Source organism: Neorhizobium sp. LMR1-1-1.1 (assembly GCF_040675795.1).
GTDB classification, from domain to species: Bacteria; Pseudomonadota; Alphaproteobacteria; order Rhizobiales; family Rhizobiaceae; genus Neorhizobium; species Neorhizobium cellulosilyticum.
Genome location: NZ_JBEGHE010000001.1, coordinates 230985 through 252253 on the forward strand (window position 1 = coordinate 230985; position 21269 = coordinate 252253).

At 59.5% G+C, this 21269-nt stretch carries 18 protein-coding genes; 15 read left to right on the forward strand and 3 right to left on the reverse strand.

The genetic code is table 11. From position 1 onward, the window contains the following. Nucleotides 1–74: 74 nt before the first annotated feature. Nucleotides 75–1043: a glycosyltransferase family A protein gene (locus MRBLMR1_RS00945; RefSeq protein ID WP_148143050.1), complete on the reverse strand. Its 969-nt coding sequence runs from the start codon at nucleotides 1041–1043 to the stop codon at nucleotides 75–77. 443 nt (nucleotides 1044–1486) lie between these two features. Between MRBLMR1_RS00945 and MRBLMR1_RS00950 the strand changes: the two genes are divergently transcribed. The 12 genes from MRBLMR1_RS00950 to MRBLMR1_RS01005 all read left to right on the forward strand — a co-directional run bounded on the left by MRBLMR1_RS00950 (nucleotide 1487) and on the right by MRBLMR1_RS01005 (nucleotide 15386). After that, nucleotides 1487–1774 (forward strand): hypothetical protein, encoded by a 288-nt coding sequence (locus MRBLMR1_RS00950; RefSeq protein ID WP_500063453.1) that lies wholly within the window; start codon nucleotides 1487–1489, stop codon nucleotides 1772–1774. A gap of 17 nt (nucleotides 1775–1791) precedes the next feature. Next, the gene (locus MRBLMR1_RS00955) at nucleotides 1792–2709 is read left to right on the forward strand and encodes a glycosyltransferase family A protein (protein WP_148143052.1); all 918 of its coding nucleotides are present in this window, start codon (nucleotides 1792–1794) and stop codon (nucleotides 2707–2709) included. A 92-nt stretch (nucleotides 2710–2801) separates the two neighbouring features. Further along, nucleotides 2802–4298, forward strand: a complete 1497-nt coding sequence (locus MRBLMR1_RS00960; protein WP_148143053.1) for a lipopolysaccharide biosynthesis protein — start codon at nucleotides 2802–2804, stop codon at nucleotides 4296–4298. Nucleotides 4299–4337: 39 nt separating this feature from the next. Then, nucleotides 4338–5366 carry a polysaccharide pyruvyl transferase family protein gene (locus MRBLMR1_RS00965; RefSeq protein WP_148143054.1) on the forward strand — a complete coding sequence of 343 codons (1029 nt, stop codon included), beginning with the start codon at nucleotides 4338–4340 and terminating at the stop codon, nucleotides 5364–5366. 556 nt (nucleotides 5367–5922) lie between these two features. Then, complete coding sequence (locus MRBLMR1_RS00970) at nucleotides 5923–7041, forward strand: acyltransferase family protein (RefSeq protein WP_500063456.1); 1119 nt, start codon at nucleotides 5923–5925, stop codon at nucleotides 7039–7041. Between the two features lie 4 nt (nucleotides 7042–7045). Further along, on the forward strand, nucleotides 7046–7837 hold the full coding sequence (gene exoK / locus MRBLMR1_RS00975) for an endo-1,3-1,4-beta-glycanase ExoK (protein ID WP_148143055.1): 792 nt from the start codon (nucleotides 7046–7048) through the stop codon (nucleotides 7835–7837). 67 nt (nucleotides 7838–7904) lie between these two features. Beyond that, a complete protein-coding gene (locus MRBLMR1_RS00980; protein ID WP_183685273.1) occupies nucleotides 7905–9098 on the forward strand; it encodes a glycosyltransferase in 1194 nt (397 codons plus the stop codon). A gap of 38 nt (nucleotides 9099–9136) precedes the next feature. Next, entirely contained in the window at nucleotides 9137–10141 is a 1005-nt protein-coding gene (locus MRBLMR1_RS00985; protein WP_183685311.1) for a glycosyltransferase family 2 protein, read from the forward strand. Next, nucleotides 10138–11067: a glycosyltransferase family 2 protein gene (locus MRBLMR1_RS00990; protein ID WP_148143056.1), complete on the forward strand. Its 930-nt coding sequence runs from the start codon at nucleotides 10138–10140 to the stop codon at nucleotides 11065–11067. Before MRBLMR1_RS00985 ends, MRBLMR1_RS00990 begins: the two co-directional genes overlap by 4 nt. Before the next feature lie 2 nt (nucleotides 11068–11069). Further along, nucleotides 11070–12020, forward strand: coding sequence for a glycosyltransferase family 2 protein (locus tag MRBLMR1_RS00995; protein WP_148143621.1), 951 nt, complete (start codon nucleotides 11070–11072; stop codon nucleotides 12018–12020). A 44-nt stretch (nucleotides 12021–12064) separates the two neighbouring features. Beyond that, complete coding sequence (locus MRBLMR1_RS01000; RefSeq protein WP_148143057.1) at nucleotides 12065–12970, forward strand: UTP--glucose-1-phosphate uridylyltransferase; 906 nt, start codon at nucleotides 12065–12067, stop codon at nucleotides 12968–12970. A gap of 70 nt (nucleotides 12971–13040) precedes the next feature. Next, a complete protein-coding gene (locus MRBLMR1_RS01005) occupies nucleotides 13041–15386 on the forward strand; it encodes a polysaccharide biosynthesis tyrosine autokinase (protein ID WP_148143058.1) in 2346 nt (781 codons plus the stop codon). 69 nt (nucleotides 15387–15455) lie between these two features. Here the strand turns inward: MRBLMR1_RS01005 and MRBLMR1_RS01010 are convergent, their stop codons facing one another. Continuing rightward, complete coding sequence (locus MRBLMR1_RS01010; RefSeq protein ID WP_394353636.1) at nucleotides 15456–16049, reverse strand: TetR/AcrR family transcriptional regulator; 594 nt, start codon at nucleotides 16047–16049, stop codon at nucleotides 15456–15458. A gap of 638 nt (nucleotides 16050–16687) precedes the next feature. Further along, nucleotides 16688–17353, reverse strand: coding sequence for a sulfite oxidase-like oxidoreductase (locus MRBLMR1_RS01015; RefSeq protein WP_148143060.1), 666 nt, complete (start codon nucleotides 17351–17353; stop codon nucleotides 16688–16690). Nucleotides 17354–17476: 123 nt separating this feature from the next. Between MRBLMR1_RS01015 and MRBLMR1_RS01020 the strand changes: the two genes are divergently transcribed. The 3 genes from MRBLMR1_RS01020 to MRBLMR1_RS01030 all read left to right on the forward strand — a co-directional run bounded on the left by MRBLMR1_RS01020 (nucleotide 17477) and on the right by MRBLMR1_RS01030 (nucleotide 21151). Beyond that, nucleotides 17477–18661 carry an aminotransferase gene (locus MRBLMR1_RS01020; RefSeq protein WP_148143061.1) on the forward strand — a complete coding sequence of 395 codons (1185 nt, stop codon included), beginning with the start codon at nucleotides 17477–17479 and terminating at the stop codon, nucleotides 18659–18661. Between the two features lie 26 nt (nucleotides 18662–18687). Next, nucleotides 18688–19962, forward strand: a complete 1275-nt coding sequence (locus tag MRBLMR1_RS01025; protein ID WP_148143062.1) for a DUF763 domain-containing protein — start codon at nucleotides 18688–18690, stop codon at nucleotides 19960–19962. Nucleotides 19963–20119: 157 nt separating this feature from the next. Then, on the forward strand, nucleotides 20120–21151 hold the full coding sequence (locus MRBLMR1_RS01030) for an alpha/beta hydrolase (protein ID WP_148143063.1): 1032 nt from the start codon (nucleotides 20120–20122) through the stop codon (nucleotides 21149–21151). The last annotated feature ends 118 nt before the right edge of the window (nucleotides 21152–21269 follow it).

Below are 21269 nucleotides of genomic sequence, written 5' to 3' on the forward strand. Positions count from 1 at the left end.
GGACATAAGGCGGATGGAGTTGTCATCCGCCCTGTCGTTTTCTCTCGAAACAGTATCCGTTGTCTCAGGCCGGATTATCTGCGCCCGCGATCGAACTTGCCTGCGCCGAGCTTGACGGCTGCGCCAAGAATGGCCGGATCGCGCATGACCCAGCGTGCCAGCATTCCGAAATCGGGCGACTGACGGCGCTTCAGCCGTCCAGCCTGGCTCCAGAGCGCCTGTCGTCTTGCGATGTTTTTGTAGGAGGTGATCGACGCGACGTCCTCCGGCCTGTCCTCGAAACGCGTTTCGAGCGTATCGAGCGCCACCAGCGTGTTGAACTGCTGCTGCAGAAATTCCGGCGACTGGTTGTCGATGCCATGGAAGATGTTGACGCCCATGCCACGGGCAGCGCCGGGCGCGTCGCACACGACGGTTCGCTTGGAATTCAGGATGCAATCGGCGAAGAACAGCACGTCCTCGGCGGCGAGCCGCAGCGCCGGATCGAACCTTATCGCCTCGAACAGCGGTCGGGCGATGACCATGCAGCTCAAATGCAGGAAGGCCCAGTCCTTCAGCATGACGCTGGCCAGATTGGGGATTTCCAGCACGAGCGGATCTTCGACCAGCGTCTTGCCTTCCTCGGTCTCGGCGAGCTTTGCCATGCCGAAATGGTAATAGAATTCCTCGCTCTCCTGCATCGAGGCGAAATAGCATTCGGCCTCGAAGCGGGTCATGAAGTCATGGGCGTTCTTCAGGTGGTCGGTGCGCCATATGTCGTCGGAATCGAGCAGGGCGACGAAGCGGGTTTCTGCCGGAACATTGTCGAGGCCGGTATTGCGGGCCGCACCCGGCCCGCCGTTTTCCTGGCGGATGACGCGGATTTTCGCCTTCCATTCGGCAGGTGCGTCGCGCAATTCGGTTTCTGCGGAGAGGGGTGACTGGTCATCGACGATGACGATGTCGAAATCCTTGAAACTTTGCGCGAATATGGATTTCAGCGCGCGGGACAAAATTCCTTTTTTCCGTTGGTAGAACGGAATGACAACGGTAAAACTAGCCATGTTTTGAATTCCTTAGCAGTTCTGGAACGTGAGCTGGGGTGGCTGTCCATCTTTCTTGGAGAGAGGAGAGGGCGCGTATCGCAAGGCCGGGCCCGGGCTGTTGCCCGTTGCGGAACACAAGGATCGCGGCGATGAGCATCTGCGCCCTTCTGGACGCAGCCTATCTGTCGAAGCTGATAGCCGATGCGACTGCAGCGGGTGGCTTGCGAGTGGTTGAGCAGGCCTGAACAGACACAGTTTTACGATCAGCGGACCTTTCCAAATGATGAGGGCGCGGACCCAATTCTTGCAGTCCGACGCGATTCTCGGCTTGGCGATTCGCGCTTCCGTCAATGCGACAGATGTCGCAAACGCCATGTTGGTGTCGTGGTTGCGCAAGCGCAGAGACGCGATCCTAATCTTGGGCACTGCACCAATTTTAGAAGGGTGAATACGGCGAAAGGGTGAATTTCGTGCTGTTTTCGCGTGACGGCGCAGCAGGCTCAGATGAGCAAAATCGGCTGTTTTTACCTGAAAACAGGGGATTGAAGCGACCGATTATCATTTTTCCGACAAGAAAGACGGGTATGCAAAATATCTGGCGCTGGCAATGTTCCGGCACGAAAGCTGCCCTATCTGTGAGCAGCAATCATGAAAATACCCCAATTGCACTCCTGATTGCTTTCGTGGTTTGTTGCAGTGCAAAAAGTCTCTTGGTGACGAAGTGGCGGCAAGCCGCTTTATTCGCTTAACGGTTGAAGGGAACAGGATGACGTTCGAGGTTGTCGATATTAGCCTCATTATTTCTTCGCGTAATCGCGCCTTCGGGCTCGATAGCTGCCTGCAGGCCATCTCCCATGCCGCGCTGCAAGCGCGCGACCTCAAGCTCGAGTTCATCTTCGTCGACAATGGTTCGACCGATGCAACTTCCGAGGTCGTCGCCAGGTGGAGCGAGACCGCTCCGATCAAAACGACGCTAATCTTCGAAAGCCGTCCGGGCTTGTCGCATGCCCGCAACACCGGGATCGAGAACGCTCAGGGCCGCATCCTTGCCTTTACCGATGACGACTGCGAAGTCTCGCCGGATTATTTCACCACCATCGCCGCTCTGTTCGCCAATGACACCGCCCCCGTCATGCGTGGCGGCCGCATCGACCTGGGCGACGAGCGCGATCTGCCGATCACGATCAAGACGGACACGGAACACGCGGTCCTCAACATCTACAATCATCCGGGCGGCTTTATCCACGGCTGCAACATGGCTTTTCCGAAGGCGCTGGCGGACAAGGTCGGTGTATTCGACGTGCGCTTCGGCGCTGGCGCCACGTTCCGCTCCGGCGAGGATACGGATTACATCCACCGGGCTTTCCGTGAAGGTTTTAGCGTGGAATATGTTCCGACCCTCGTGGTCAAGCATTTCCATGGCCGACGCAGCATGGACCAGGTTCAGCGGCTGTTCGACGGTTATTCCTATGGCAATGGCGCGCTTTACGCCAAATACATGTTCGTGCGGGATTCCAACATGCGCGGCATGTTCCGCTGGGACGTGCGCCAGGCGCTGAAGGAATATTTCGGCGGCAAGAACCTCGATAGCGCGCTGGGGCTGACCTATCGGAACACGGTGAAGCAGAATTTTGCCGGACTCTGGGCCTATTGGCGCAGCGGCCGGGCGGGCCAGACCTCTTAAAACATCCGGACATTTTCGGAAACGGTCCACGCCATGCGGGCCAAGACGCATATGGGGCGGTTTGCGCCGCCTTCTAATCGATTGGAATGTTCATGGATGCTCAAGCCGTCGACAGTGGCGACCTGAAAAAGAAAACCGCGACATCGATTCTGTGGTCGATCGTGCGCGTCGGGTGGAGCACGGTCGCGACCTTCATCATCTTCGTTATCCTGGCCCGTATTCTCGGGCCTGCGGATTTCGGCACGTTTGCGCTTGCCAGCCTGTTCGTCGAAATCGGCCGGGTGCTTGCCTATGCCGGGCTTGGCGATGCCGTGACCCGTCAGCTCGAACTGGACGAAGAGTTGGCCGATACCGCCTTCTGGGCCTCGGTTGCTTTCAGCGTCTCGGTCGGAGTTGTCATCTTTTTTGCGGCACCCGCCTATGGTGAATTCGTCCGCGATCCGAATGTCGCGGCAATCCTCAAATGGCTGGCGCTTTTCCTGCCTCTGTCATCGCTCGCCGTCATCCATAATGCCCGACTGGCGCGCGATTTCGGCCACAAAAGCCTTGCCGCCCAGAGCATTGCCGCGAGCCTTCTGTCTGGTCTTACGGCGGTGGCCGCGGCCTTTCTCGGTTGGGGCGTCTGGTCGCTGGTGGCGCAGACCGCGGTCAATGGCATCGTGCTCGTCGTTCTGGGCTGGTTGTCCTATCGGTGGATCCCGAAGCTGCGCTTCAACTTCGCTATCTTCCGCTCGATCTTCCTGTTCAGCGTCAGCCTCGTGGTCAGCCAAATTCTCTGGATGATGCTTGCCCGCGTGCAGGATATCTTCATTTCGCGATGGTTCGGACCGACGGAAGTCGGGCGTTACAGGATCGCCTGGCGGCTGATCGAGCTGATCTCGCAGGCCGTGCTGTCGCCGATCGGCAGTGTCGCGCTGGTGACGCTGTCGAAGCTGCAGAACGATCCGGTCAGCTTCCGCAACGCCTATAACCGTATCGTCGGTCTGGCAGCGCTTGGAACCTTCCCGTTGCTACTCGGCTTTGGTGCGCTGTCGGATCAGCTGATCCTCTTCCTGTTCGGCGACAAGTGGGGCAATGCCGGCGATGTCGCGACCGTGCTCGTCATGATGGCCGTGCCCTTCGTGATGAACGTGTTTGCCTCCTCGGCGCTTGCGGCCGTCAACAAGGCACAGAGCATCTTGTCAGTGGCGGCGCTGCAGCTTGCGATGACGGTCATTCTGACGTGGCTGCTGGTACCTTACGGCATTATCGCGGTTGCTGCCGGATATGCGCTGCGGGCGTGGCTGACCATGCCTTACCAGCAATATGTGCTGAAGCGCTTTGCCCATATCGATTCACTGGGAACGCTGAAGGCGATTTCGATGCCATTCATCGGTTCGCTCGTTATGGCCGTCTGCGTCTGGTTCGCCAAGCCGTTCATCCTTGCGGCGGTAACACCCGCATGGCTTGGCACCGGGCTTTGCATTGCGCTGGGCGGCGCCATCTATGCCGCATTCATGCTGATTTTCGCCTTTAAGATGATCCGGCCCTATCTCGCCATGATCATGTCGATGCTGCCGGCACGCTTCCGCCTGCTGACGCAAAAGTAGACCCAATTGGAAATGAGACTGTACGTCCAAGGAGATCCCATGCAGGAAACAAGTGCTGCCACCATCAAGAGGCTTCAGGGTGTAATTCACGACAACCTTGCCGATCTGGTCGATCTGTCCGGGCGTTACGCGCTTCTGGATTTTCCGAACCATTACAATATCGGTGACAGCGCCATCTGGCTCGGGGAACTGGCCTATTTTGACCGGGTAAAGTCGAAGCCGAGCTTTGTCAGCGAAATCCCGACCCATAGCGACGAGCGGATGCTGGCTGCGATCGGCGACGGCCAGATCCTGCTGCATGGCGGCGGCAATTTCGGCGATATCTGGCCGGGTTTCCGCGAGTTTCGCGAACATATCCTGGGCAAATACCAGGGCCGTCCGGTCATCCAGATGCCGCAGACGATCCATTTCAAGAACCAGGAAAACGTCGACAGCACGGCACGCGCGATCGAGAAGCACGGCAATTACAAGCTCCTGGTGCGCGACAAGAAGAGCTTCGAGTTCGCCAAGAAGTGGTTCCAGTGCGAAGTCCGGCTTTGCCCGGACATGGCCTTCTGGATCGGTCCCGTGAAGCGCCTTGCGCCGAGCCATGATCTGCTCCTTAACCTTCGGGCGGACCAGGAAGTCGGCGCGGCACATGATACGTCCCGCGCCATCGCACGCCCAAATGTGATCGTGGCGGATTGGCCGGAACACGAGGAGGCCGATTTCCAGAAGCGCACCAAGCGTGCTGCCATCATCAAGGGCCTGTTGCGCGGCGATGTCGGCGGGCGGGCGAAGATGACGGAACTCGCCTATCGCGAGCGGGCGCAGCAGCGTTTTGACCGCGGCGTGCGGCTGTTGAGTTCCGCACGGCAGGTCATTACCGACCGAATGCACGGTCATATCATGAGCCTGCTTCTCGATGCCGATCATTGCGTGCTCGACAACAGCTACGGCAAGACCAGCACCTTCATCGACGCCTGGCAGACCGCCAATGGCGACCGGGCGGCGCTGGTGGCGAATATCGACGAGGCGCTGGACGTTCTGGATAAGCGCACGGCTCTCAGCCGCGCGACAACCATCTGACAAGGTGTCTCGCCCGCAAGGGTAAATGAAATCCTAAAAATCCAGCCAAGGCGGCCGGGCGATAAAACGTCCGGCCGCTTTTTTTGTCGCAATCGGCGCCCGATAGCGGGTGTTGAGCCATCCTGGATACCTGCCGGCAAACGGTTTCCGGCGATTCGGGCAAATCACCGATTTCGCCTCATGTTTGCCATATTTTTGCCTCAATTCGCCATTGTTGACGTGGTCTTCTCACGTGCAATGCACGATCGCGCGAGAAAACGTGATTGTTTTTTTAATTTTGAGTCTCGCTGCACTGCAGCATTCTTATATTAGTTTGGCCTGCAAAGCCCCTATGTACCAGTGCTTCCGGCCTGACAAAAGCCAATGACTGAGCGCCGAATAGTTACCACTGCTAGATTTCGCACCTGCCAAATTTGCTGCGCTGCCACATTTTACCCGAAACTTCACGTGATGCTTCTCACTCACGCGGGCTCAAGTCTGCTCTGATTGAAATGGCGGTGACGGGAGGCACTGCTCAAAAGGGGTGACTGGTTTGACTGTTGATCAGAACATATCCTTGCGTATCAATTTGATGCGTATCCTGCTGATCTGCGGCATTGTCTTCGTGCATGTGCCTCACGATCCGGCATCCGATGTGGTGATTGCCCAGACCGGTTGGTTCAACTGGCTGAGTGTTTTCCTTGGCGACAGCCTGTTCCGCATCGGTGTCCCGTGCCTCAGCATGATTTCGGGTTATCTTCTGCTGCGCAAAGGCGCGGCATCCTTCGACTACGGCAAGGTGGTTCGTTCCAAGACGATGACGGTGCTTCTGCCGTTCCTGATCTGGAACCTCTGCCTGTTCGTCGCGATCGTCGGCCTGCAGCGCGCCGGCATCGGCGTCGGCTATTTTCCCGATATCACGGCATCGGTGCGTGAGATGCTGACCTATGCGTTTGCGCTCGAAGGCATGCCGGCCAATGTGCCGCTGTATTTCCTGCGCGATCTGTTCGTCTGCATCCTGTTGTCGCCGATCCTGCTGTTCCTGCTGCGTCACGCGGCAATCCCGGTGCTTGCAGTGCTTTTCGTTCTTGCCGTCATTCCGGACCTGAGCTTTGCCATCGTCGTCAAGCGCTCGATCCTGTTCAGCTTCGCGCTCGGCATGTATCTGGGCTTGCGTGGCGCCGATCTCAAGGCGCTGGACCGTTTCGCATGGCCGGGTTCGATCGCAACGCTCGCCGCGGCCTTCGTCCTGTCACTGGCGATCTATCTGAGCCAGCCCGCTTATCCCTGGGGCGTCGATCTTGCGCGCAACGTGCTGTCGATCGTCGGCGCCTTTGGTTTCTGGATGATCTCGGCGATTGCGATCGAGACACGGCTGGGCAGGCGGCTGGCTTCGACCGGCAGCCTCAGCTTCTGGGTGTTCTGCGCCCATTATCCGGTTCTCGTGGCTTTGTGGATGGTGTGGAACCGCGTCGGAACGGCGGAAGCCTATCCGCTTTTCTATTTCGGCTCGGTTGTCGTCTCGCTTGTCATCTTGGTGATCAGCAACGCCGTCATGATGCGGATTGCGTCGCCCGTTTATCAGATCCTGACCGGCAGCCGCGGGCGCAGGGAAAAGCTCGCGAAAGCGACTTCGAACCGTCCTGTCGGGTCTTCGCACCCGATGGAACCGAAACTGTCACAGCAGCGCAGGTGAAACCATGACGACCATCGCACACAAAATCGCGGCCGCCATCTCCACTCTGGGCCTTTCCTTTCTGTCCGCCGCCATGCCGGCTGCGGCGCAGGGCACGTTGAACAACAAGTCCTTTGTCGAGAATTTCGACAGCTTCGACCGGTCCTTCTGGTATGTCGCAGACGGCTGGGCGAATGGCTCGCACCAGAACTGCACCTGGTCGAAGAAGCAGATCGATACGGCAGGCGGAACGCTGACGCTGAATTTTTCCGAAGGCCAGTCGAAGGACCGTAAATTTCTCTGCGGCGAAGTGCAGACCAAGTCGCGTTACCTTTACGGCACCTATGAGGTGCGGATGAAGGCGGCGACCGGTTCGGGCCTCAACTCGGCCTTCTTCACCTATATCGGCCCGACCGACAAGAAGCCCTGGGACGAGATCGACTTCGAGGTGCTCGGCAAGAACACCAATCAGGTTCAGGTCAACCAGTATATCAACGGCAAGGGCGGTAACGAGAAGCTCATTCCGGTTGCCGGCGGCGCCGATCAGGGTTTCAACGACTACGCCTTCGTCTGGGAAAAGGACCGGTTGCGTTACTTCGTCAACGGCAAGCTCGTTCACGAGGTGACGGATCCTTCGAAAATACCGACCAATGACCAGAAGATCATGCTCAGCCTGTGGGGTACCGACACGCTGAAGGACTGGATGGGCCGCTTCTCCTATCAGGGGCAGTCCTCCATGGTGATCGACCGGGTTTCCTTCACCGCCCAGGGAGACGCGTGCCAGTTCCCTGAATCCGTCGCCTGCAATCTCGATTGAGCCTGACCGCAGCCATTTCTTCGCTTGTCATATTGCGTTGAGTTTTTCAGCACAGGAGCATGCCCGTTTGAGCATAAACGTTCTCTATCTCGCCCATGATCTGGCCGATGCGGCCATCAGGCGGCGTGTGCTCACCCTGAAGGCCGGGGGAGCTGACGTGACGGTTGCGGGCTTTACCAGAGGACGCAACCTGCTCGAGGGTGAGCCGGGCGTGCGCACCATCGTGCTGGGCGAGACCTCCGACGGAAAGTTTGCGCAGCGGATTGGTGCGATCGTCAAGGCGAGCGCCGGGCTGAAGGGCAGGCTTGCCGCTATCGACCGCCCCGACGTGATCATTGCCCGCAATCTCGAGACGCTGGCGCTGGCGGGCCAGGCAGCGCGTCTGTTCGATCGCAATCTGCCGATTGTCTACGAATGCCTCGATATCCATCGCCTGCTGCTCGACGACGGCTGGAAGGGAAGTCTGGTGCGGGCATTCCAGCGTCATTTCGGCCGCCGCGCGCAGCTTTTGATCACCAGCTCGCCTGCGTTTGTCGAAAACTTCTTCCAGCCGCGCTCCGGGCTTTCGCTGCCGGTTCTGCTGCTGGAAAACAAGGTTCTCGCGCTCGACCCGGATAGTCTGCCGCTTCAGCCGGTGCCACGCGCGCCGAAAGCCGGCGAGCCATGGCGGATCGGCTGGTTCGGCGCGATCCGCTGCGCCAAGTCGCTTGCGATCCTCACCGATTTCGCCCGCCGCATGGATGGCAAGGTCGAGATCGTGCTGCGCGGCCGCCCGGCCTATAGCGAATTTGCCGATTTCGACCGGATCGTCGCTGACGCCCCACATGTCACCTTCCACGGTTCCTACCGGAACCCTGAGGATCTCGCCCGCATCTATGACGAGGTGCAATTCAACTGGGCGATTGATTTCTTCGAAGAGGGCCAAAATTCCGAATGGCTGCTGCCGAACCGCCTTTACGAAGGTGGCCTCTATGGCGCGGTGCCGATTGCACTCAAGTCGACCGAGACGGGCCGTTTTCTGGCCCGCCGCGAGATCGGCGTGACGATCGATGCCGCCACGCCTGATGCACTGGAAGCGATGTTCTCTCAGATGACACCCGAAATTTACGCCGAACAGTTCGCCCGCATCGCCGCAGTCGAGCGCGGACAATGGATCACCGGCCCGGCCGATTGCCGGGCGCTGGTTGCAAAACTGGCATCGTTAAAACCCGATTTACGCTCTCCTGCTGAAATGCAGGCTGCGTCAACCATGCAGTCGTGAGGTGGAATATGGTAGTGAGTAGCGTTTCCGGTTCCGACATGTCGAACCAACCTTCTGAAATCCCGGCCAATCCGCGTGTTCTTCTCGTCATCCCATGCCTTAACGAGGCCAAGACGATCGAGGCGCTGTTGCGCAAGTTCTCGCTTCAGCGGGGCGATACCGACATGCTGATTGTCGTTGCCGATGGCGGCAGCCGCGACGGCACGCCGGATATCGTTCGTCGTATGATCGGGGAAATCCCGGATCTCGTGCTTCTCGACAATCCCAAGCGCATCCAGAGCGCTGCGATGAACCTCGCGGTCAAGACCTATGGTGACGGGCGCGATTATCTCATCCGCATCGATGCGCATGGGGATTATCCGGACAACTACTGCCAGGCGCTGATCGAGGACGCCGTTACTCACCAGGCCGATTCGGTTGTGGTCGGCATGGAAACGGTCGGTTTCGGCGCCTTCCAGCAGGCAGCGGCCATCGCGCAGAATTCCAAGCTCGGCAATGGCGGCTCCAAGCATCGCGCCGGCGGCGGCGGCGAGTGGGTCGATCATGGTCACCACGCGCTGATGCGGATTGCTGCTTACCGTCAGGTCGGCGGTTATGACGAGAGTTTCAGCCATAACGAGGATGCCGAGCTGGACTTCCGGCTCCGGAATGCCGGTTTCCGCATCTGGATGACGGGCGAGACCTTCATGACCTATTACCCGCGTTCGAGCGCTTCTGCACTCTTCCGCCAGTATCTCGGTTATGGCCGGGGCCGGGCGAAGAACCTCTTGAAGCATCGCTCCATCCCGAAAATCCGCCAGGCGATCCCGCTTGCGGTCGCGCCCGTGGTTGCCGGTGCGGTTCTCGCCTTGCTTTACTGGTGGGCTGCCGTTCCGGTCGCCGTCTGGATGATCGCCTGCATCGCTTACGGTGCCTACATGGCGATCGGTCAGCGAAACTCGATCGCACTCCTGGCCACCATTCCCGCAATGATCATGCACCTCGCCTGGTCGGCCGGGTTCTGGATGGAACTGCTTCGTATTCGACGAAAGAAGGTCGCATGACGGCTGATCTCACCGTGACAAAAATCGACATCGGCATCTGCACCTATCGGCGCCCGGCACTGAGGGAGACGCTGGAATCGCTGTTCAAGCTGACCGTTCCGGAAGGCGTTGCTATACGTCTGATCGTGGCGGACAATGATGCGGTGCCGAGTGCGGCTGATCTGGTGGAAAGCCTGCGTGAGCGCTCTCCGTTCCCGATCGCCTATGTCCATTGCCCGAAGTCGAATATCTCGGTTGCCCGCAATGCCTGCCTCACCTCGGCCGATGCGGATTTTCTCGCCTTCATCGACGACGACGAGACCGCGACGCCGGAATGGCTGGCAGCCCTTTATGAAAAGGCACGCCAGACTGGCGCGGAAGCAGTGCTCGGCCCTGTACGCGCGCTTTATGGCGACGACAGTGCCGCCTGGATGCGCAATGGCGATTTCCACTCGACCATGCCGGTCTGGGTCGATGGGCGGATCATCACCGGTTACACCTGCAATACGCTGCTCGACATGCGTTCGCCGCTCGTCATTGGCCGTCGTTTCGCGCTGGCGCTCGGACAGAGCGGGGGCGAGGATACGCATTTCTTCTCGCAGCTGACGGAAAGCGGCGGACGGATCGAATTCGCCGAGGATGCCTTGGTGCTGGAGCCGGTGCCGGCAAGTCGCGCCAGCTTCCTGTGGCTTGCAAAGCGTCGTTTCCGTTCCGGCCAGACCCATGGCAGGATCGTTGCGGCGAAGAGCGGTGGTGTGAAGCGTTTTCCCAAGGCTCTCATCGCTGCCACAAAGGCCGGTTATTGTGGTGCCATCGCCGCCGCCTTCACGCTTATGCCAGTGAGGCGCAACCGTTATGCGCTACGTGGCGCGCTGCATGTCGGCGCCGTGATGGGCATGCTCGGCGTTCGTGAAATCCGCCAATACGGCGCCCCGGAGGCTGCGTGAACATGGATAGCGGGATACCCGATATCAGCTTCATCATTGCCGCCTATAATGCGGAAGAGACGCTCGCGCGTGCAATCGACAGCGCTCTGGCTCAGCTCGGCGTTACCGTCGAGGTGATCGTCGTTGACGACTGTTCGACCGACGGAACTGTGGCTCTCGCGGAAACCTACACCGATCCGCGCGTGCGGCTGATCCGCCAGCCGCAAAATGGTGGGCCGGGCAGGGCGCGCAATACCGGTATCGCGGCTGCGACCGGCCGCTTCGTTGCAACGCTCGATTCCGACGATGCCGTTTATCCGGAACGTTCGCTTTCGATGCTGCAACGGGCAAGGACGCTCGACGCGCAGATCGTGGTCGACAATGTCGACGTCGTGCCGATGGAGGGCGGGCCTGCGAAGACGATGTTCGACAAGCGTTTTCTGCAGGAGAAGCGCGAGATCGCGCTTGCGGAATTCATCGATTCCAACCTGATCTTCAAGACGACCTTCAACTACGGCTACATGAAGCCGGTTTTCGACCGAGAATTCCTGGCGAAGAATGATCTTTGGTTCGACGATGCCCTGAAGATCGGCGAGGATTACATCCTGTTCGCCTCGGTTCTGGCAAGCGGCGCGCGCTGCGCGGTCGATCCCAATCCGGGTTATGTCTATTATCTGCGGGAAGGTTCGATTTCCCGCGTGCTGAAACACAAGCATCTCGATGACATGCTGGAGGGCGACAGCCGTTTCATGGCGCGCTTTTCTCTTGGTCCGGCCGAGATGGCGGCGCAGCGCCGCCGCACGAACAGCATCATCGAAGCCCGCTCTTTTCTCACCCTCGTCGACGAGGTCAAGGCCAAGTCGCTCAGTGGGTTCCTCAAAACCGCGTTGAAAGCCCCGGGAGCGTTAAAACACTTCCGTATGCCTATCGCTGTTCGCATGCGCCGGTTCGCCAAGGCGGCCGGTGTCAACTGAAATCCGATCAATCGGGCGTGTATGCCCCCTGGAAAGGACTAGGAATGAACTTGAAAAGACCAGTTCGTAAGGCAGTTATCCCTGTCGCAGGCAACGGAACCCGCTTCCTGCCCGCGACGAAGGCCATGCCGAAGGAAATGCTGACGATCGTCGATCGTCCGGTCGTGCAATATGCCGTTGATGAAGCCATGCAGGCAGGCATCGAAAACATCATTTTCGTCACCAGCCGCAACAAGACTGCCATTGAAGACTATTTCGACAGCAATCCCGAACTGATCGCCAGCCTCACCCGCTCAGGCAAGACCGTGCAGGTCGCGCAGTTGGAAAAGATGCTGCCGCTCGCCGGTACCGTCAGCTATACGCGCCAGCAGGTGCCGCTCGGTCTCGGCCACGCGGTCTGGTGCGCCCGTGAGTTGGTCGGCGACGAACCGTTCGCGCTGCTTCTGCCCGACATGGTTTCCTATGGTGCTCGTGGCTGCATGTCCGGCCTGATGGACCTTTACGAGGAAGTCGGCGGTAACGTGTTTGCGGTTGAGCAGTGCGCGCCGGAAGAGACGTCGAGCTATGGCGTGGTGGCCATCGGTCAGGACGTTCGCCATGGTTTCCAGGTCACCGGCATGGTGGAAAAGCCGAAGCCGGCCGATGCGCCGTCGAACTATTACCTCAATGGTCGTTATATTCTGCAGCCGCAGATCTTCGAGCTTCTCGAAAGCCAAGAGCGCGGCGCCGGCAACGAGATCCAGCTGACCGACAGCATGCAGAAACTGTTGAAGGTTCAGCCGTTCCATGCGCATCCTTACCAGGGACGTACATTCGACTGCGGATCCAAGCGCGGCTTCATCGAGGCAAACGTCGCTTTCGCGATGATGCGTGCGGACATGAGCGGCGATCTGGCAGTAACGATCCAGGAACTGCTCGATGCTCATGCGACCAAGGTACGCGCGGCTTGACGCATAATGATTATGGGAAAGGCGAGACATTCGCCTTTCCTGCACTATTTTCCCCAGAGCGGATGACACAATGGATCAGGTAAACTTTCGACCGATGACGATATTTCCCCCGGAACCGAAAGACCACGACACGTTCATCGACCTCGACAAGCTGTGGTCTGCGGCCATGCGCCGGTTGGGTGTGATCGGTGCCTGCGTTGCTGCAATGGTTGTTCTGGCCGGGCTTTATCTGGTTTTTGCCCAGCCGATGTATACGTCTATGACGAATATTCTCATGGACGACAATCTGTCCCGTTACGCGGAAGAAAACGCGTCGGACAATCAGTCCGCGCAGATGCTCGACAACCGCATGTCCAGTGCTGTGGAAATCCTGAAGTCGAAGGAACTGGCACTCAGCGTCGTTGACAAGGCGAAGCTCGACCAGAATGCCTTGATCGTCGACCCGCCAAAGTCGCCTGTCGATCTTGTGAAGGGCATGTTGCGCGGTGTCACATCGATTTTTTCCGCAGATACGCCGGCCTTGACCGAAGAGCAGATCGCAGCAGGTCGCCGTGAAAAGGCCGCCGCGATCATCCAGCAGTGGCTGACCGTCGAACGCGTCGGTCGCAGCTCGGTCATCGCTGTTTCCGTGCGCTCGCCGGACAAGCTTCTCTCGGCGCAGATCACCAGAACTTATGCCGAATCCTATCTGACGGAACAGCTCAACGCCAATTTCGACGCAACCGAACGCGCCAGCATCTGGCTGCAGGAACGTCTGAACGATCTGAATACCCGTTCGCAGCAGGCGTCGCTCGCCGTCGAACAGTTCAAGCGCGACAAAGGGCTGATTTCCCCGCGCGGCGAACTTCTGTCAGCGCAGCAGCTCTCCGATTTGAACAGCCAGTTGATCGTGGCTCAAGCTGATGCGGCAACCGCCGCCGCCCGCTACAACCAGTACAAGGCAATCATCGAAAAGGGGCCGGAAGCGGCCGTGCATAATGCGGTCGTCTCCAACCGCGACACCGACAACACGGTGATGCAGGATCTGCGCAAGCGCTATATCGGCATCAACGATCGCGAACAGGCGATCATCCAGCAGTTCGGCGCCGATCATCCGCAGGCGATTGCGATGAAGGCCGAAAAGCAGGACGTGACCAACCAGATGTTCCGCGAATTGCAGCAGCTGACGGGCAGCTTCAAGAACGAGCTGGACGTGTCCCAGTCGCGCGTGGAATCGATGCGGGAAAATATCCAGCGCGTCGCAGGCAACAATTCCGATGCCAATGTGAACATGGTTCAGCTGCAGGAGCTGGAACAGAAGGCCTCGGCCCTCAGAACGCTTTACGAGTCCTACCTGCAGCGTTTCGAACAGGCCTCGCAACAGCAGTCCCTGCCGATCGCCAAGGCGCGCGTGATTTCCGATGCCGGTGTGCCGGTATCACCGTCCAGTCCACGCAAGACGCTGACCATAGCGCTGTCGGTCATTCTCGGTCTTTTGATCGGCTGTGCCGCCGCCGCCGTTCTGGAACTGCGTGAACGCTTCTTCCGCACCGGCGAAGACGTGCAGCAGAAACTCGGCATGCGCTTCCTCGGCTACCTGCCGCGCATTGCCGGTGCCGCGCGTGAAGACGCGCCGAAGCCGAGCGCCGTGCCGGAACAGGGCGAAGCCGCCAACCAGCCGGTTGGCGATCCGATCTCCTTCCGCCGCATGATGCGTGTTGCGGTCGAGGCTCCGCGTTCGCAGTTTGCCGAAACGCTGCGCAATACCAAGCTTGCCTGCGATATCGTGCTTCAGGGCAAGAAATGCGCCGTCATCGGCGTCGTTTCCTGCCTGCCGGGCGAGGGTAAGTCGACAGTTGCCGCAAACTTTGCTGGCCTGATCGCATCGAGCGGCGCTCGTACACTGGTCATCGACGCCGACCTTCGCAATCCGGGTCTTTCGAAGATGCTGGCAAGCGAGCCGGAAGTCGGTCTCGTCGACGTCATCCTCAACAAGACGTCGTGGACCAGCGTTGCCCGTGTCGACCGCCGTTCGCGCCTCACCATCCTGCCGATGACGACGCGTGGCCGTCAGGTTACCCATACGAGCGAGCTTCTGGCTTCCAGCGGCATGAGCCAGTTCCTGGAAAGCATCAAGGACACGTTTGACGTTATTGTCGTCGACCTTGCGCCGCTTATCCCGGTTATCGATGCCAAGGCGTTCGAGCCTTACGCGGATGCCTTCGTGTTCGTCACCGAATGGGGCGCGACGCCGGCGAAGGCGGTGCAGAGCGTGCTGCAGTCGGAACCGCAGATCGCGGCGAAGACGATCGGCGTCATCCTCAACAAGACGGATCTTTCCGAACTGCACAAATATGCAGATCCGGGTGCGCCGGAGCGTCTGCGCAGCAACTACCTGTCCTATTACCGGGACTACAAGGAAGTCGCCGCCGAATAACGGCGCGACGTTCTCCATCAAAGAGAAGCGGCCCGGTTTTCCGGGCCGTTTTTGTATCTCGATTATGGTTCAGCGCTGAACGCGCAATCCGTCCATCAGGAGGCCGATTAGGCGATTGGCGCTGTCGCGCCATTCGGGCGTGTCGGGGATGGAATAGATGCTGGACATGGCGTGCATCAGGTCCGACTGCCCTATATCCTTGCGAATGAGGTTCTGTTCCTGCGCGGCCGTCAAAAGCTTGTCGAAGGATGAGCGGATCCGCCCGAAACCTTCGGCGAACATGGTGGAGTTGGAGCTGGCGATGATCTTCAGGCTGCTCGCCATGCCGCGCTTGGTCGCCATGTAATTGACGAAGCGGCGCATCCATTGTTCGAGCGCGATGTCGGCGGATTCGGTGCGCGACAGTTCGTCAGCCGCATCCGCCAGATTCTGCAGCTCTCGCCGATAAACGACCTCGACCAGATGTTCGCGTGTCGGAAAATGCCTGTAAAGCGTGCCGATGCCGACGCCGGCCTTGCGGGCGATATGTTCCAGCGAGGTCTCTACGCCATTGTCGGCAAAGGCCTGAGCGGCGATTTCAATCAGCTTGTCGCGATTGCGGCGTGCATCCGCACGCAGTTTCGGCGGTGTCTGATCTGCATTTTCCGGCGTGGCCGAGGCCAAAGTCATGCTCCTGCGCGATCGTCACCTGACGCTTGGCATCAAGTCACTGGTTTGAATGGAGGAGCCTCCGAATTGGAAGTCCTCTTCGTTTTAAACCGGAAGCAGGGTGAATGTCATGCGTGAAATGCGATATGTCGAGCGAGCAGGAAATAAGGGCTTGTTCACGCGACTTAAGGCGGAAAAACCAGTCCGTAGATGGCAGCATAGATTTCCGCGGTTCTCATCTCCCTAGCTGGCGCCAGGCAATGACATTTCCCGAAGTGACGCTGGGATCTCCGTGGACTGGGTAGGTGTATCCCGTATTGGGTTTGGCATTCGGCATCCGAGAAGGAAATGTCGTTCGCGCATACTGCATGTACCGTGCATCGGCTTTGGGATTGCCCGTTGAATCCCGCATGGATACGGATGCCATTTTGCCATTCGCGTCGGTTCTGACCAGTACGGTTCCTATACGTTTGGACAGGGGACTGCAGCCCGCGACAAACAGGCTCAGGAGGAAAACCACAATCAGGCGCATAAATAGCTTTCTGGAAATAGACTGAATTATCTATGGTGTTGATCTGTAATTACTCTCGTGAAAATTGCAATCTGCTGAGACGTCGCGACTGCATCCTCTGATGCCATAACGCGACCGGCTTTCAATCCTCCGAATACCGCTCTTCCGCCCACGGATCACCGCGCATGTGATAGCCGTTTTTCTCCCAGAAGCCGGCATGATCCATGCCGTTGAAATCGATCCTTTTCAGCCATTTGGCGCTTTTCCAGAAATAGAGATGCGGCACGACGAGGCGCACGGGGCCGCCGTGTTCTTCCGTCAGCGGCGCGCCTTCCCAGTCGGTGACGATGATCGCATCGGGCGAGGAAAAGTCCGAAAGCAGAAGGTTCGTCGTGTAGCCGTCGTAGCTCGTCAGCATCACCGAATGAGCCTCCTCCCTCGGATCGACGAGATCGAGGAAATCGCGGGTGGAGACACCCTTCCAGTTGTTGTCGTAGCGCGACCATGTGGTCACGCAGTGGATATCGGAGAGCATGTCCGACTGCGGCAGGGCCCGGAATGCGGCCCAGTCGAGCGTCACAGGATTGTTGACGAAGCCGTGGACCTCAAGTTTCCATTGAGCCGTGGAAATGCTTGGCTGCTGGCCGAGATCAAGCACCGGCCAGTTTTTCACCAGATGCTGGCCGGGCGGCAGCCTGTCGGTTTCCGGCCGGGCATGGTGGCCGGTGAGGAATTTTCCTTCATCGGCCCATTTGCGCTTGGTGATGGTCAGCTTGGAATCTTGCCGTGCCGGGGTGTCGTCGGCCATTTGCGGTTCTCTCGTGGGTGCCGGAGGCGATGTTCAATGCGGTTCCGCTTGCGTCATCGGATAATCTGATGAAGAAAAGGAGCAATTCAATTGCCTGTCTTTTAAAATCTTCTCCGGAACATCATGCTCGCCTCAAATTCCCGCTTCAATCCGCTCGTCGACAAGCTTTCGCTTCCGCCCGTTCCTTCGGTTGCCGCATGGGGCCGCGCCTATGATGGCGCGAAAGGGCCGCTGATCGATCTTTCGCAGGCCGTGCCCGGTTATCCGGCGCATCCCGAGATGCTGCGGCTGCTCGGCGAGACGGCTTCGTCCATCACCTATACCGGTTATGGTCCGATCGAAGGCGACCAATCGCTGCGTGACGCCTATGGTGCGCATGTCGCCGATGTCTATGGGGCTCCGCTCGCGGCTGCCAATACGCATGTCACTTCCGGCTGTAACCAGGCCTTTGTCTGCGCCGCGATGACGGTGGCGGGTCCCGGCAACACGGTGCTGATGACCGAACCCTTCTATTTCAACCACGAAACCACTTTGGCGATGATGGGCATCAAGACCGCCTTCGTGCCCTGCAAGGCGGAAGACGGTTTCCTGCCCGAGCTTTCCGCGATCGAGGCGGCGATCACGTCCGAGGTGAAGGCGCTCGCGCTCGTTTCGCCCAACAATCCGACCGGTGCGATCTATCCGCCGGCGCTGCTCGAGACGATCTTCAAGCTCTGCCAGCAGAAAGGCATCTGGCTGATCCTCGACGAAACCTATCGCGATTTCCTTCCCGAGGCGGGCCAGAAGCCGCACGGCCTGTTCAATCTCGCAGGCTGGGAAGAGACGCTGATCAGCCTCTACAGTTTCTCGAAATCCTTCTGCATTCCCGGCCACCGCCTCGGTGCGATCACGGCGAGCGAAGCGGTGATCGGGCAGGTCGCCAAGATCATGGACAACCTGCAGATCTGCGCGCCGCGTGCTGCCCAGGGTGCCGTTGCCGCAGCATTGCCGCTGCTCGCCGGATGGCGTGAGGAAAACCGGCAGGAAATCGGCCGCCGCGCCGAGGCTTTGAAGGCCGTCATGGAGCAGCTTCCCGATTGGAAGCTCGATGCAATCGGCGCCTATTTCGCCTTCGTGCGGCATCCGTTTGCCGGTGTCGGTTCGGCGGAAGTCGCGGAAAAGCTTGCCAAACGTGCCGGCATCACCTGCATTCCGGGCGTCTATTTCGGCGAGGGCCAGCAGAATTATCTGCGCTTTGCCTTTGCCAATGCGGATGCCGAGACGATCGGTCGACTGACGGAACGTTTGAAGAACTTTTCGCTGTCGTAATCGGCACGGCGCGCCTATAACGGGGCATGGCTCAACGTTCAGGCAGCGCCGATCTTCCGCTTCACAGCGGCCGGGTTCCCCGGTGGCTCGGCGAACGCATGACCCGGCTCGGTGCGGTGATCACCGAAGCGATCATCATCCACTACGGCCGTGACGAATTGCTGGCGCGGATGGCGCATCCCTTCTGGTTCCAGTCTTTCGGGGCGGTGATGGGTATGGACTGGCATTCGTCGGGCATTACCACCAGCGTCATCGGCGCGTTGAAGCGCGGGCTGACGCCTTTATCCGGCGAACTCGGCATCCATGTATGCGGCGGTCGCGGCAGGAACTCGCGCCAGACGCCGGAGGAACTGATCGCCATCGGCAATCGCGTCGGCATCGACGGCGGGGCCCTCGCCCAGACCAGCAAGCTCGTCGCCAAGGTGGACAGTGCCGCCGTGCAGGACGGGTTCGATCTTTATCTGCACGGTTTCATCGTCACCGATGACGGCAAATGGGTGGTTGTGCAGCAGGGCATGAACGATGCGCGGCGACAGGCGCGGCGCTATCACTGGCATTCGGAGGGGTTGAAGAGCTTTCTCGATTCACCCCATGCGGCCATCGAAGGCAGAGGGCAGGGCGAGATCGTCAATCTGGCGGATCACCGGGCGCTTGCCTCGCGCAGCGGCCAGCTCGATCTGCTTGCCTCGCTCGGGCCGGACAGAATAGTCCGCGAAGTCATTTCGCTCGATCCCTCGCGGATGAGGAAACCCTCAGCGCAGCCGATGTTGCCGCATCTGATCATGCCGGAGCATCACGATGTCCGCGAAGAGGATGTCAACATGCGACGCCTTCACGGCACTCTCGCCGCCGCTGCCGATCGTGGGCCAAAGGATTTCGAGGATCTGCTGATGACGCCCGGTGTCGGCGCCCGCACCGTTTCGGCGCTCGCCATGGTGGCGGAAGTCGTGCATGGTGCGCCCTGCCGTTTTTCCGATCCTGCGCGTTTCTCACTCGCCCATGGCGGCAAGGACCGGCATCCGTTTCCGGTGCCGCTTAAAGTCTATGACGAGACGATCAGGGTTATGAAATCCGCCGTTGGCAAGGCAAGGCTCGGCCGCGAAGAGGAGCTGCAGGCTTTGCGTCGCCTAGACGACCAGGCGCGGAGCCTCGAACGCTACGTCACCGGTCCGGATTTCAAGGAAATCATCGCCGGCGAGTTTCGCCATTCGCATGAATGGGGCGGCCGCAGCGTTTTTGGCTGGGAGCCGCCGGAGGAGGAAAGCGACAGGCCGGAGCAGGGCGGAAAGCTCGCCCCTTAAGACCTTTCCCGATATTTGACAGCAATCACTTTGGCCTCCGACACAGTGTCGCGGCATGGGCTCTACTGCGGCCCTGCGGCATGTCGGCCGCTTGTCACAATCCGGCTACTCCCTAGGCTGCACATCAGGAGTCATATGAAAGGGAGTAATCATGATCATGCCAGCCTTATTGGATCGCCGTCAGCTTCTCACCGCCGTCGCAGCCTCTGCGCTTTTGCCGGTCGCCGCACTTGCACAGAATTCCGGCACGACGCCGGTTGCCGTTGCGGGAAAGCCGGGTGAGATACCGCAGGGGATGAAGCTTCCGCTTCTGCCGCAGCTCGAAAGTTTTCCGATCTGGCCTGAGGGCAAGGTTCCGGGCAGCGCGGGAGTGGCGGCGAAGGAGGAGTGGATCCTGCGCAATCCGAAGGATGGTGATCCGAACGATACGGCCGCCATGCATGTCACCAATCCGATCCTGATGGTACAGCGGCCAGCCAAGCCGGATGGCTCGGCCATCCTGATGATTCCCGGCGGCAGCTATACGCGTGTCGCGGTGACCCGTTCCGGCAGCAGTATCGACAAGACCTTTGCCAGCCTGGGCTCGACGGTCTTCATCATGACCTACCGCCTGCCGCATGACGGCTGGGCTGCCGGCCCGGAAGCGCCGCTGCAGGATGCCCAGCGCGCAATCCGGCTGATCCGCCACCGCGCCAAGGAATTCGGCATCGATCCCGCCCGCGTCGGCGTTGCCGGTTTCTCTGCAGGCGGTCATCTGGCCGGCTGGCTGACGGAAAGCTTCGGCCGCGAAACCTATGCGCCGGTCGATGAGGCCGACAAGCTCCCGACCAAGCCGCTTGTCACCGGCATGTTCTTCCCCGTGATGACCATGATGGCGCCCTATGCGCATGAGACCTCGGTCAAGAACATGTTCCCCAAGGGCGGTACGGATGAGGAGAAGCGCAAGATCTCGCTGGAATTCAACCTTCCCGCCGACATGCCGCCAACCTTCCTGGCCCATGCGGGTGACGACCCGGCCGTTGCGCCGGAAAACAGCCTGATCCTGTTCAATGCCCTGCGCGCCCAAAAGACGCCGACCGAACTGCATCTCTTCGAAGTCGGTGGGCATGGGCTGATCGAAAATGGCAAGGATCTTCCGCATCTGGCGCTGTTCGAGACTTTCGCGAAACGCCATGGCTTGTGGAAGTAAGACAAGCCGCAGCCGCCCGACAGTCTGCAAAAACTCCCGCGGGGCATCCGCGGGAGTGTTGGCACATCCCGTGCGGCCGACATTGGAACCCTCTGCCGGCCTGCGGTGTTATCGCATT